Genomic DNA, 13,049 nt, shown 5'->3' on the forward strand with positions numbered 1-13,049 from the left:
CGCGGCCGGTTCGTCGTATCGGATAAAGCCGCGCTTACCCCTTCACCGCGCCTGCCGTCAGCCCGCGCACGAAGTAGCGGCCGGCGACGATGTAGACGAGCAGCGTCGGCAGCGCGGCGATGATCGCGCCGGCCATGTCGACGTTGTATTCCTTCACGCCCGTCGACGTGTTGACGAGGTTGTTCAGCGCGACCGTGATCGGCATCGAATCGACGCCGGAGAACACGATCCCGAACAGGAAGTCGTTCCAGATCTGCGTGAATTGCCAGATCAGGCACACCATGAAGATCGGCAGCGACACCGGCAGCAGGATCTTCGTGAAGATCGTGAAGAAGCCCGCGCCGTCGATGCGCGCGGCCTTCACGAGTTCGGCCGGCACGCTCACGTAGAAGTTGCGGAAAAACATCGTCGTGAACGCGATCCCGTACACGACGTGCACGAACACGAGGCCCGGAATCGTGTTCGCGAGGCCGAGCATTCCCTGCAGGCGCGCCATCGGCAGCAGGATCACCTGGAACGGAATGAAGCAGCCGACCAGCATCATCGTGAACAGCGCGTCCGCACCGCGAAAGCGCCAGTGGGTGAGCACGTAGCCGTTGAACGCGCCGATCAGCGACGAGATCAGCACGGCCGGGATCACCATCTGCAGCGAGTTCAGGAAGAACGGCTTCATCCCGTCGCAGCGCACGCCGGTGCAGGCGCCGCTCCATGCCTTGACCCACGGGTCGACGGTCCACGTGGTGGGCGGCGTCAGCAGGTTGCCGGTACGAAGCTGGTCGAGGTCCTTGAACGACGTCGACAGCATCACGTAGATCGGAAACAGGAAATACAGCGCGAACAGGATCAGTGCCGCATAGATCACTGCCCGGCTGATCGTCATCTTAGGCTGCATTGCGGGTGCTCCTCGATTCCATATACATCAGCGGCACCAGCACCGCGACCACGGTCGCGAGCATCATCACCGAGGACGCCGCGCCGAGCCCGAGCTGGCCGCGGTTGAACGAAAACGTGTACATGAACATGGCCGGCAGCGACGACGACGTGCCCGGGCCGCCCGCCGTCAGCGCGACGACGAGGTCGAAGGTCTTGATCGTGATGTGGCAGAGGATCAGCAGCACCGAGAAGAACACCGGGCGCATGCTCGGGATCACGATCTTGCGGTAGATGGTCGGCAGCGTCGCGCCGTCGACCTGCGCGGCCTTGAAGATCTCGCCGTCGACGCCGCGCAGCCCCGCGAGGAACAGCGCCATCACGAAGCCGGTCGACTGCCACACGGCCGCGATCACCACGCAGAAGATCGCCTTGTCCGGATCGTCGAGCCAGCCGAACGAGAAGCTCGTCCAGCCCCAGTCGTGCATCACCTTCTCGAGGCCGAGGCCGGGGTTCAGGATCCACTGCCACGCGGTGCCCGTGACGATGAACGACAGCGCCATCGGGTACAGGAAGATCGCGCGCAGCGCGCCTTCGTTGCGGATCCGCTGGTCGAGCAGGATCGCGAGGAACAGCCCGAGCGCGACGCAGATCGCGATGAACGGAATCCCGAACCAGCCGAGGTTCGCGGCGGAGGTCCACCACACGTCGTTCTGGAACAGGTCCGTGTAACGGCCGAAGCCGTCGAATTCGTAGTTGGGCAACAGCCGCGAGTTGGTCAGCGACAGATAGCCGGTAATCAGAATGAAGCCGTAGATGAACACGACGGCGATCGCGACGCTCGGCGCGAGCACGAGCTTCGGGATCCAGCGATCGGCGAAGGCCGACATCGGCGACGTACGCCGTGCGGCGGCAGCGCCGGATCCGTTTCCGCTAAGAGGGGCAGCCACTTGATTCGACTCCTGGAACGAGGGCGACGCAGGCCTGGCCGGCGCCGGGTACGGCACGGGCTCGCGGGCGAGCCCGTTTGCTGCACATGCAAAAACGCCCGGCCGATGAAGCGTGTCCGGCCGGGCGCCTGGCGCGCGTTACTTGACCTTCGCGGCCTTCGCGAGCGCGGCGACCGCGCTCTTCGAATCCTGCTGCGAGTTCATGAACTTCGTCACGACGTCCGTGATCGCGCCGGCGGTCGCGTCGCCTTGCGCCATGCCGTGCGCGAGCGACGGCACGAAACCGCCCGACTTGATCGCGGTCTGCTCGTCGGCATACGACTTCTTCGCGCAGTCGTCGAACTTGTCCATCTTCACGCCGAGACGCACCGGCACCGAGCCCTTCAGCAGGCTGAACTGCTCCTGGAAGTCCGGCGTCATGATCGTCTTCGCGAGCGCGAGCTGGCCCGGCGTCGCGTTCTTCTCGCCCTTCTGCTGGAAGAACACGAACGAATCGACGTTGAACGTGTACGCGTTCGCCGTGCCCGGCACCGGTGCGCAGATGTAGTCCTTGCCCGACTTCTTGCCCGCGTTCTCGAACTCGCCCTTCGCCCAGTCGCCCATGAACTGCATGCCGGCCTTGCCGTTGATGACCATCGCGGTCGCGAGGTTCCAGTCGCGGCCGTTACGGCCGGTATCGAAGTAGCCCTGGATCTTGCGCACCGTGTCGAATACCGACACCATCTGCGGCGACGTCAGCGTCGCCTGGTCGAGGTCGACCAGCGCCTTCTTGTAGAACGCCGGGCCCTGCGACAGCACGACGTCCTCCCACAGCGTCAGGTCCTGCCACGGCTGGCCGCCCATCGCGATCGGCTGGATGCCCGCGGCCTTCAGCTTGTCGGCCACCGCGAAGAATTCAGGCCAGGTGGTCGGCACCTTCGCGCCGACCTTGTCGAGCGCGGCCTTGTTGATGTACAGCCAGTTGACGCGGTGCACCGAGAACGGCGCGGCGACGGTATGGCCCTTGTACTTGATGATCTTGTCGATTTCCGGCGGCAGGTTCTGCTTCCAGTCGCCGGCAGCCGAATCGATGTTGACGAGCACGCCTTGATCGGCCCAGTCCTGGATCAGCGGGCCCTTGATCTGCGCGGCCGACGGAGAATCGCCGCTGATCACCTTGGTCTTCAGCGCGGTCATCGCCGCGGCGCCGGCGCCGCCGGCGACCGCGAAGTCCTTCCACACGTAGCCCTGCTTCTGCAGGTCGTCCTTCAGCACGCCGACGGCCTTCGACTCGCCGCCCGAGGTCCACCAGTGCAGCACGGTTACGTTCTCGGCTGCCTGCGCCGCCACGGCGCCAGCCATCAGGCCTGCGGCGCAGAGCGCGCCCATGATCGAGCGAACTTTCATTACTTATCTCCTCCAGACTGAATCAACTCGTGAGGTTCCCTGACCGGGAACCGGCTTCTTGATAACGACGGGGAAATCGAGCCGCGGGACGCATGCAGCGTACGGGGCCGATGACCGGCCGGGCTCTTACAGAAAGCGTGAATCGAGATTCAACGGCGTGTCTCCTCTTTGTGTTTCTGGCCCGCCGCGATGATGCGACGCGAGCCCGGGGCCGACGGCGCGCCGACGATGCGCACCGCCAATGTCCGATAACATTCGGCACAAGGCGCTCCCGAAGGCGAAGCTCGCGCAGTTCATCGACCGCACTTCTTTTTTTCTTCGCCCAGGTGCTACCCCTTGCGGCGGATTGTAGTTAAACTACAATTCAGTGTCAAAAATATTTTTATCGCACTACGGATCGCTTCCGGGCACCCCAACACGGCGGAGACACATGCATACCGATTCCAGCTTTACCTTCGTACTTTTCGGCGGCACCGGCGATTTGTCGATGCGCAAGATCCTGCCCGCGCTGTTCGAAGCGCACCGCGCGAACATGCTGGCGGCGAGCGGCCGGATCGTCGCCGTGGCGCGACACGAATCGGATCGGGCAGCCTATCTCGAATGGGTCGACACGCACGTGAAGCCGCATGCGGCGAAGGCGGCCGGCAATGCGTTCGACGACGCCGCGTGGAAGTCCTTCCTCGATCGCATCGACTACGTGCACCTCGATCTCGGCCGCGCGGAAGACTACGGCGTGCTGCGCGACGCGGTGGCGTCGCTGCCAGGCATCCGCGTGTTCTATCTCGCGACGGGCCCGTCGCTGTTCGTGCCGATCTGCAAGGCGCTCGCGTCGGTCGGCCTGAACGAAGACTCGCGCATCGTGCTCGAGAAGCCGCTCGGCTACGACCTGAAATCGTCGAACGCGATCAACGACGCGGTCGGCGAGATCTTCGCGGAAGGCCAGATCTACCGGATCGACCACTACCTCGGCAAGGAGCCGGTACAGAACCTGCTCGCGCTGCGCTTCGGCAATGCGCTGTTCGAGCCGCTGTGGCGCCGCGAATGGGTCGAGAGCATCCAGATCACGATCGCCGAGGAGCTCGGCGTCGAGGCGCGCGGCGACTTCTACGACAATACGGGCGCGCTGCGCGACATGGTGCAGAACCACTTGCTGCAGTTGCTGTCGATCGTCGCGATGGAGCCGCCGCACTCGATGGATTCCGACTCGGTGCGCGACGAGAAGCTGCGCGTGCTGCGCGCGCTGAAGCCGATCGATCCGCGCGACATCGGCAAGGTTGCCGTGCGCGGCCAGTATCATGCGGGCGTGATCAAGGGCGCGCAGGTGCCGGCCTACGCGACCGAGCCGGGCGTGAAGCCCGACAGCCAGACCGAGACCTTCGTCGCGCTGAAGGTCGAGATCGAGAACTGGCGCTGGGCCGGCGTGCCGTTCTTCCTGCGCACCGGCAAGCGGCTGGCCGACCGCGTCGCGGAGATCGTCGTCAACTTCCGCCCGGTGCCGCATTCGGCGCTCGGGCCGACCGCGCTGCGCCCCGGTTCGAACCGCCTCGTGATCCGGCTGCAGCCGAACGAGACGATCCGCCTGTACTGTCTCGCGAAGCAGCCGGGCGAAGGGATGAACCTCGCGAGCGTGCACCTCGACCTCGCGTTCGACCAGTTCTTCAAGGAAGGGCAGATGGAGGCGTACCAGCGCCTGCTGCTCGACGTGATCAACGGCCGGCTCGCGCTGTTCGTGCGTCGCGACGAACAGGAAGCGGCATGGCAGTGGGTCGAGCCGATCCTGAACGAATGGGCGCGCACGCTGAAGCCGCCGAAGCCGTACGCGGCGGGCACGTGGGGGCCGGCCGCGTCGAGCGCGATGCTCGCGCAGCACGACACCTGCTGGCTCGAAGAAGAAAACTGATGCAAACCGTTGCCGCGTACGCCACCGTACGCGGCAACGTGCCCCACGATTCGTACGATTTGAACAGACAAAGCAGTCCGGAGGAGATGTGATCGAGATCCACGCTTTCGACACCCAGGAAGCGCAAAGCGAAGCGCTCGCGCGCGCCGTCGGCGATGCGCTGCGCGCGGCGCTCGCCGGCCCCGCGCGCCCGTTGCTCGCGGTGTCCGGCGGCACCAGCCCGCGCCCGTTCCTGCACACGCTGTCGCATGCGGCGCTCGACTGGGCCGGCGTCGACGTCACGCTGGTCGACGACCGCTGGGTGCCGGACGACGACGCGGCCAGCAACGCGCAACTCGTGCGCGACACGCTGCTGCAGCACGCGGCGGCCCCTGCCCGCTTCCTGCCGCTCGTCGACACGCGCAGCACGCTCGACGCGCACGTCGCCGCGCTGAACGCAAACGCCGACTACCGCGTGCCGAGCGTCGCGGTGCTCGGCATGGGCGAGGACGGCCACACCGCGTCGATCTTCGCCGACGCACCCGAATGGGACGACGCGATCACGACGCCGGAACGCTTCGTCGCCGTGCATCCGGGCGCGGCGCCGCATGCACGCGTGAGCTATTCGCTCGATGCGCTCAAGCGCGTCGACCGGCTGTTCCTGCTGATCGCGGGCGAGCGCAAACGCGACGTGCTCGACGCCGCGGCCGCGTCGCTGCAGAAGAACGCGATTTCCCAACTGGCCAACGACAAGGGGACCCAGCTCGATGTCTACTGGTGTGCAAAGTAAGGCGGTCGTCGCGGGTCAGCATGCCGACGGCCCGCGCCTGCTCGCAGACGTCGGCGGCACCAACGCGCGCTTCGCGCTGGAAACCGGCCCCGGCGAGATCACGCAGATCCGCGTGTATCCCGGCGCCGACTATCCGACGATCACCGATGCGATCCGCAAATACCTGAAGGACGTGAAGATCAGCCGCGTGAACCACGCGGCGATCGCGATCGCGAACCCGGTCGACGGCGACCAGGTCACGATGACGAACCACGACTGGAGCTTCTCGATCGAGGCGACGCGCCGCGCGCTCGGCTTCGACACGCTGCTGGTCGTCAACGATTTCACCGCGCTCGCGATGGCGCTGCCGGGCCTGACCGATGCGCAACGCGTGCAGGTGGGCGGCGGCACGCGGCGCCAGAACAGCGTGATCGGCCTGCTCGGGCCCGGCACCGGGCTCGGCGTGTCGGGGCTGATCCCGGCGGACGACCGCTGGATCGCGCTCGGCAGCGAGGGCGGCCACGCGTCGTTCGCGCCGCAGGACGAGCGCGAGGATCTGGTGCTGCAGTACGCGCGCAAGAAGTTTCCGCACGTGTCGTTCGAGCGCGTGTGCGCGGGCCCCGGCATGGAGATCATCTATCGCGCGCTCGCCGCGCGCGACAAGAAGCGCGTCGCGGCATCCGTCGACACGGTCGAGATCGTCGAGCGCGCGCATGCGGGCGATGCGCTCGCGCTCGAGACGGTCGAATGCTTCTGCGGGATTCTCGGCGCGTTCGCGGGCAGCGTCGCGCTCACGCTCGGCGCGCTCGGCGGCGTGTACATCGGCGGCGGCGTCGCGCTGAAGCTGGGCGAACTGTTCACGCGCTCGTCGTTCCGCGCGCGCTTCGAGGCGAAGGGCCGCTTCACGCACTACCTCGAGAACATCCCGACGTACCTGATCACCGCCGAATATCCGGCGTTCCTCGGTGTGTCGGCGATTCTCGCGGAACAGTTGTCGAACCGTTCCGGCGGCGCGTCGTCGGCGGTGTTCGAGCGAATCCGCCAGATGCGCGACGCGCTGACGCCGGCCGAGCGCCGCGTGGCCGATCTCGCGCTGAACCATCCGCGCTCGATCATCAACGACCCGATCGTCGACATCGCGCGCAAGGCCGACGTGAGCCAGCCGACCGTGATCCGCTTCTGCCGCTCGCTCGGCTGCCAGGGGCTGTCGGATTTCAAGCTGAAGCTCGCGACCGGCCTCACCGGCACGATCCCGATGAGCCACAGCCAGGTGCACCTCGGCGATACGGCCACCGACTTCGGCGCGAAGGTGCTCGACAACACGGTGTCCGCGATCCTGCAACTGCGCGAGCACCTGAATTTCGAGCACGTCGAGAACGCGATCGAGATCCTGAACGGCGCGCGGCGCATCGAGTTCTACGGGCTCGGCAACTCGAACATCGTCGCGCAGGACGCGCACTACAAATTCTTCCGCTTCGGGATTCCGACGATCGCGTACGGCGACCTGTACATGCAGGCCGCGTCGGCCGCGCTGCTCGGCAAGGGCGACGTGATCGTCGCGGTGTCGAAGTCGGGACGCGCGCCCGAGCTGCTGCGCGTGCTCGACGTCGCGATGCAGGCCGGCGCGAAGGTGATCGCGATCACGTCGAGCAACACGCCGCTCGCGAAGCGCGCGACCGTCGCGCTCGAGACCGACCACATCGAGATGCGCGAGTCGCAACTGTCGATGATCTCGCGAATCCTGCATCTGCTGATGATCGACATCCTCGCGGTGGGCGTCGCGATCCGTCGCGCATCGACCAACGGCGAGCTGCCGGACGCGGTCGCGCAGGCGCGGGCACGCGCCACCGACGACGAAACGGCCGACGTGCTCGACTGGTTGAGTCATGGGGCTTCGCCGGCGGCGAAGGACGTCGCGCGGGATTGACGCAGCGGTAAAAAAACGCCTCGGTGAACGACACTCCGAACGCTGGATTCAGGCCCGGTGTTCGGGGTGTTTTGCATTTGGGGGCCGCTTGGCGTTGGTGTGCCGCAGTGGACGAGTTGACGAATTAACACTGTGCAACAAGGCCACGTCTTTGCAATTCGAGCTGCATCGCCAATGGTGACAAGGCTGCCGTGCCCGTAACGTCGGTACGCGAATTACTGAAGGAGAGCGCTTTGATCGAAAATCGAAGTATGGTCGGAAGCATCTTTTGCACCGTGCACGATTCTCAACGCAAGTCACGGGTCCGAACGTATCTCGATTAACCATCAACACCGCCATGTCCGACCCCAACGCCCCCGCATCCGGCAGCATCCCTTATTCGATAGGCATGGCGAGCGCCATCCGCATCCCAATACCCGGCACGCAAGGCCTGTGCATAGAATTGCGGCCGCGAGGCGCCATGCCCAAGCGAGGCTCGACCTCCACGCTTTTTTTCCAGGACGTATCGGGGCGCAAGCATCTCCGTCTGGATTACGGATACAACGTCCAGACGAAGACGGTCGATTATCATTGGAATCAACGAGGCACGTACGAAACGTTCGGTATCAGCGACCATACGCCAATCAAGCAATTAGGAGCGGGCGCGTATCGTTCGGCCAAATATTTTCGCCATGCTGGACGTGTGCTTGCGATTTTCGGCGTTGCGCTTGACATCGCATCCGTTGTCGTAGCCAGTCGCCCCATTCGTCGTGCATCCGAGGTCACTGCTGGATGGGCGCTCGCGTGGATCGGCTGCAAGACTGTAGGACCTGTGGGCGCGTCGATCGGCTCCCTGGGAACACCGCTTGGCACGGCAATCGGCGGTTTGGCTGGCTGCGTGATTGGCGGATACGCCGGATATCAGGCGGGCGCCACACTAGGCGGCACCATTTATGACTGGGGTGATGCTATCTTCACGCCATTACCTCACGCAAAAACGCAATGAGCGCCCCCACGATTCTCGTCTGCGAGACGCCAACCCTTTCGCAGTGGCAACTCGGTCCATTGCCGCCGCCAGCCGCCGACGTCATCCTGATTGGCTGGCACGTCGAACCGCGCGCCGTCGACGCCGGTGTACCGCCCGGCGTCGCTGACGTACTCGCCCGCGCACTCACCTCCGTCGCGACCCTGACCTTTCCTGTCGTACCGCCCGCTAAACAAGCGATCGCACTGTCATCGAGCGACGATACGTCGCAGCCGTTGCATATTGCCGGCCTCGCGGCCCATGCACGCGCCGCGGTACATCGCGGGACTGCACGCACCGTGCTCGTTTCGACACATGCCGTCGACACAGCGAAGCTCCTGTTCGACGCACCCGGCTATGCGTGGGACAGTCAGGCACAAGTCGTGCTGATCTCGGAGCATCACGCGCCCGCCCCGATCGTTTCACGAGACACCCTGCAGGCGCTTGCCGGCGACAACTGGATACGGCACGCAGCAACCGAACAAAAAACACCGCGCGCGCATCACCTGGTCGGTGTCATGCGCCCCGGGGTCGATGGTGATATCGCCGGTATTCTGTCGCTCACTTCCGCGTTCACGCGCTCGCTGACCCGCGCTTTGCAAACCACCGCGCATCGCGCGGGCTTCGCATGGCAGTCGCTATCTGAACAAGCATTCACGAATGCGCTGTAGTCGCTCTTCGCTGCTTTCGCACATTCGGACCAGGACATCGCAAGAATCGCGTTCGCGCGCGACCGTCACGCTCGAAACCGATCACATCGGGATGCGCGAGTCGCAGTTGTCGATGATCTCGCGGGTCCTGCATCTGCTGATGATCGACATCCTCGCGGTCGGCGCCGCGATCCGTCGCGCGTCGACCAACGGCGAGCTGCCGGAGGCCGTCGCGCAGGCGCGGGCACGCGCCACCGACGACGAAACGGCCGACGTGCTCGACTGGTTGAGTCATGGGGCTTCGCCGGCGGCGAAGGACGTCGCGCGGGATTGACGCTTCGGCGAAACGCCGTCGATCCACCACACCCCGAACGCTGGATTCAAGCCCGGCGTTCGGGGTGTTTCGCATGAGCGGCACCGGCGCGAACAACACGGGCTCGGCAGGTATCGACGATGCCTTCTGCCTATGGCTGCGCGTGACGTCATACGTTCGTACACGCTCCCATTTTCGAACAAGTCCAATTGTCAGCAGTTGCCCAGGCTCGGTAACTTCCTTCACTCTGCGTGATGCCGCCATCCCGGTCCGACGCGAGAAATGACACGTTTCTCACAGAACCCCGATTGGCATCGACAGCATCACGTTCATCCAGTTTGCGGAGAGAGGTATGCCTTGAGCCAGTTTACATGGAACGAGTTCGAGGATTTTGTGAGAAGGGAGGCCGGTGTTAGTCCCCAAAAAATTCTCACAAAAGATCATGCCGTCGAGGGCGATTTGGATATCACTGGCGACGATGCGGTCGAGTTTATGGAGCGCTTCTTCGATAAATTTCCAGTGCAAGTTGGAGATTTTGAGTTCAATCGCTACTTCTCAGGAGAGGGCTTTAGCTTGATTGAAGTGGCGCGGATGGCTTTCTCCAGAAAACGCCGAGAAAAATATGACAAAGTACCACTGACTCTAGGCATGCTCTATCAGGCTATTTTGGATGGAGAGTGGAGCAATCAGCGCTTGGAAAGCCTACCGCGCTGATTGCTCCTAGCCACATAGCCGGTTCATCTTTTAGGCGATGTGTTGGATCTGTGCATACCTCTGGAGTCTGCCATCAGACAAAATTCACTGCTCCGGTGTGTGATGTTCTGGGCCCTGATGTTCGCGGCACAACCCAGCCACGCCACGGATACGTCGTCGTCGCCACAAGCCGGCGCCCGAACCTACGCGCAGAACTACAAGGACATGGTGCTCGCCGAATGCGTCGCGACCGCTTATCGGAATGAACCGTCCGCTGCGATGGACGCGGGAAGCAGCGCCAGTGCACTAATGGATTGGACCGACTTCGATCTGGAACGGAATCCCGACACGGGCAAATCGCTGGTCAATCGTTTTCTTGCACGCGACTATCGCAACCCGGGCGTCGAGTCCGAAATCAAGGGCGTGAGGTTTGATTTTTTGAAATGCCTGGATCTGTATCACAGCCAGGAACTCGAGACCGAAGTCAGGCGATTCGTGATCAACCCGAAGCGCAGCTATCGACTCGACAATCGCTCGTCAGACCGGTCCAAGTGATGCGGACGCGGAAATAACCCAATGCTTGCCCCGCATCGCTGGCCGGGTTACATCGGCATGGTGTTCGCTCAGGTTGTCGCTTGGGCGAACATCGTCGACATACTCGCGCCCTCCGTCAGTTCCGTCACGCCGCTCAGGCACCCGCCTTCACCGGCCGCCCATGCCAGCGCAGCACGAGATAACGCCCGACGAAACACAACACGCCGGTAACGCCGATCGTCACGCCCATCGCGAACGGCGTGCCGTCCGCGAGCGCGCCGATCGCGACGCTCGCGAGCGCACCGAGCGCCAGCTGCATCGCGCCGAACACTGCCGCCGACGCGCCCGCGTTGTGCGGATAGCGGTGCATCAGGTCGGTCGTGCAGTTCGCGGACAGGATCCCGACCACGCCGACGACGAAGAACAGGCACACGACGATCGACCACAGCCCCCCCAACCCCGTCAGCGCGACGAACGCGACCGCGAGCGACGCGATGCAGCTCACGAGCGACGCGGCCGAGATGATGCGCAGCGAGCCGATGCGGCCGACGAGCCGCGTGTTCGCGAAGTTGCCGATCATGATCCCGACGACGTTCAGGCCGAACAGCAGCCCGTAGTGCTGCGGCGACACGTGGAAATACTCGATGTACACGAACGGCGTCGCGGTGATGTACGAGAACATCGACGCGAACGCCATCCCGCCGCACAGCATGTGCCCCCATGCGACGGGATCGGACAGGATGCGCCCGTACGACGCGAACGACGCGAGCACGGCCGCGCTCTTGCGCCGCTCCTTCGGCCAGGTTTCGGGCACGCGCAGATACGCGGTCGTCGCGCAGATCGCGCCGAACACGGCCAGCACGACGAACACGCCGCGCCAACCGGAGAAACGCAGGATCTGGCCGCCGATCAGCGGCGCGAGCAGCGGCCCGACCGCGGTGACGATCGCGACCATCGACAGCACCTTCGCCGCATCGCTCGGCTCGTGCGCGTCGCGCGCGATCGCACGCGCGAGCACCGACGCGGCGCCGGCGCCGAGCGCCTGCAGGAAACGCACGACGATCAGCATGTCGATCGAACCCGACACGAAGCAGCCGATGCTCGCGAGCGTGAACAGCGCAATGCCGCCGAGCAACACGGGGCGGCGGCCCCACGTATCGGACAGCGGGCCGTACAGCAGCATGCCGATCGAGAAGCCGGCCATGAAGCTCGTCAGCGTGCGCTGCGCGGCGCCGGCGCTGACGGAGAAGCTGTCGGCGATCGACGGCAGGCTCGGCAGGTACATGTCGGTGGCGATCGGCCCGCAGGCCGCGAGCGCGCCGAGCAACAGGATCAGCCGGGCATCGGGCCGGCGCCGGACGACGTGAGACATGGGTATCCGGAATGGGAGCCCGCGCGCATCGGGGCGCGCGTGGCGGTGAAGACGGGAAGCCGCGCCGCAAGCGACGCGTTCAGGCCCATGATTGTACGCGCAACTTTTTTGCGTGCCTTGGGCAGCGTGCGGCGGCACCCCGCGAAACACCCACGTTCGTCATGCGCCGAACGAACGCGCGGGCGGATTCGATTAAGCTTGCTGCTGCTTGCCTCTCTCGTCTGACCATTCGACGTACGACCCACCCGATGACCGCTTTCCTGCTGATCTGGAGCCCCAAGAAATGGCCGTGGCCCGAGCTGCCCGACGTCGCCGCGCGCGTGAAGGCCGGCGAGGCCGTGCATGACGTGTGGGGCTGCGGCTTCGCGCGCGGCATCCTGCCGGGCGACCGCGTGTTCCTGCACCGCGTCGCGAAGGAACCGAAGGGCGTGTTCGGCTCCGGCTACGTGACGCGCGCGCCGTACGAGGTGCCCGATCCGTCGACGAAGCGCGGCTACCGGCTGTGCATCGACTTCGTGTACGACTGGCTGGTCGATGCGCATCAGGACGTCGTGATCGCGCGCGACGCGCTGCGCGTCGATCCGTATTCGGTCCAGACCTGGGATGCGCAGAGCTCCGGCACGTCGATCAAGCCGATGGTCGAAGGCCCGCTCGAAAAGCGCTGGGCCGAGCTGACCGGCAAGCGCAAGCCGCCGCGATAAGC

General features: G+C 64.8%; 12 protein-coding genes and 1 pseudogene. 9 read left to right on the forward strand and 4 right to left on the reverse strand.

All coding sequences use genetic code 11. The features are described 5' to 3' along the window. Positions 1-34 precede the first annotated feature (34 nt). The 3 genes from QZM15_RS06525 to QZM15_RS06535 all read right to left on the reverse strand — a co-directional run bounded on the left by QZM15_RS06525 (position 35) and on the right by QZM15_RS06535 (position 3,206). The gene (locus QZM15_RS06525) at positions 35-892 is read right to left on the reverse strand and encodes a carbohydrate ABC transporter permease (protein ID WP_011544828.1); all 858 of its coding nucleotides are present in this window, start codon (positions 890-892) and stop codon (positions 35-37) included. Next, positions 882-1,820 carry a carbohydrate ABC transporter permease gene (locus QZM15_RS06530; protein WP_059499909.1) on the reverse strand — a complete coding sequence of 313 codons (939 nt, stop codon included), beginning with the start codon at positions 1,818-1,820 and terminating at the stop codon, positions 882-884. Before QZM15_RS06530 ends, QZM15_RS06525 begins: the two co-directional genes overlap by 11 nt. Before the next feature lie 138 nt (positions 1,821-1,958). Further along, positions 1,959-3,206, reverse strand: a complete 1,248-nt coding sequence (locus tag QZM15_RS06535) for an ABC transporter substrate-binding protein (RefSeq protein ID WP_059574129.1) — start codon at positions 3,204-3,206, stop codon at positions 1,959-1,961. Positions 3,207-3,636: 430 nt separating this feature from the next. Here QZM15_RS06535 and zwf point away from each other — a divergent pair, with 430 nt between their 5' ends. From zwf to QZM15_RS06575, 8 genes and pseudogenes are all read left to right on the forward strand, one after another. Beyond that, positions 3,637-5,106 carry a glucose-6-phosphate dehydrogenase gene (gene zwf, locus QZM15_RS06540; protein WP_059638885.1) on the forward strand — a complete coding sequence of 490 codons (1,470 nt, stop codon included), beginning with the start codon at positions 3,637-3,639 and terminating at the stop codon, positions 5,104-5,106. Positions 5,107-5,194: 88 nt separating this feature from the next. After that, complete coding sequence (pgl, locus tag QZM15_RS06545) at positions 5,195-5,875, forward strand: 6-phosphogluconolactonase (RefSeq protein ID WP_302106060.1); 681 nt, start codon at positions 5,195-5,197, stop codon at positions 5,873-5,875. Beyond that, positions 5,853-7,781, forward strand: a complete 1,929-nt coding sequence (locus QZM15_RS06550) for a bifunctional transcriptional regulator/glucokinase (RefSeq protein WP_302106061.1) — start codon at positions 5,853-5,855, stop codon at positions 7,779-7,781. Before pgl ends, QZM15_RS06550 begins: the two co-directional genes overlap by 23 nt. A gap of 337 nt (positions 7,782-8,118) precedes the next feature. Then, positions 8,119-8,766, forward strand: coding sequence for a hypothetical protein (locus tag QZM15_RS06555; RefSeq protein ID WP_302106062.1), 648 nt, complete (start codon positions 8,119-8,121; stop codon positions 8,764-8,766). Continuing rightward, positions 8,763-9,455, forward strand: a complete 693-nt coding sequence (locus tag QZM15_RS06560; protein ID WP_124657646.1) for a hypothetical protein — start codon at positions 8,763-8,765, stop codon at positions 9,453-9,455. Before QZM15_RS06555 ends, QZM15_RS06560 begins: the two co-directional genes overlap by 4 nt. A gap of 55 nt (positions 9,456-9,510) precedes the next feature. Next, a pseudogene (locus QZM15_RS06565) lies at positions 9,511-9,768 on the forward strand (bifunctional transcriptional regulator/glucokinase); the annotation flags it as partial. A 336-nt stretch (positions 9,769-10,104) separates the two neighbouring features. Continuing rightward, positions 10,105-10,461: a DUF1493 family protein gene (locus QZM15_RS06570; protein ID WP_302106063.1), complete on the forward strand. Its 357-nt coding sequence runs from the start codon at positions 10,105-10,107 to the stop codon at positions 10,459-10,461. Positions 10,462-10,563: 102 nt separating this feature from the next. Next, on the forward strand, positions 10,564-10,995 hold the full coding sequence (locus tag QZM15_RS06575) for a type VI secretion system amidase immunity protein Tai4 (protein ID WP_302106064.1): 432 nt from the start codon (positions 10,564-10,566) through the stop codon (positions 10,993-10,995). 133 nt (positions 10,996-11,128) lie between these two features. Here QZM15_RS06575 and QZM15_RS06580 read toward each other — a convergent pair whose 3' ends face one another. Further along, positions 11,129-12,346: a Bcr/CflA family multidrug efflux MFS transporter gene (locus QZM15_RS06580; RefSeq protein WP_059574136.1), complete on the reverse strand. Its 1,218-nt coding sequence runs from the start codon at positions 12,344-12,346 to the stop codon at positions 11,129-11,131. Positions 12,347-12,594: 248 nt separating this feature from the next. Here QZM15_RS06580 and QZM15_RS06585 point away from each other — a divergent pair, with 248 nt between their 5' ends. After that, positions 12,595-13,047 carry a hypothetical protein gene (locus QZM15_RS06585; protein ID WP_302106065.1) on the forward strand — a complete coding sequence of 151 codons (453 nt, stop codon included), beginning with the start codon at positions 12,595-12,597 and terminating at the stop codon, positions 13,045-13,047. Positions 13,048-13,049: the final 2 nt, after the last annotated feature.

It is taken from the genome of Burkholderia sp. AU44665, from assembly GCF_030504405.1.
In the GTDB taxonomy this organism is placed as follows: Bacteria; Pseudomonadota; Gammaproteobacteria; order Burkholderiales; family Burkholderiaceae; genus Burkholderia; species Burkholderia semiarida.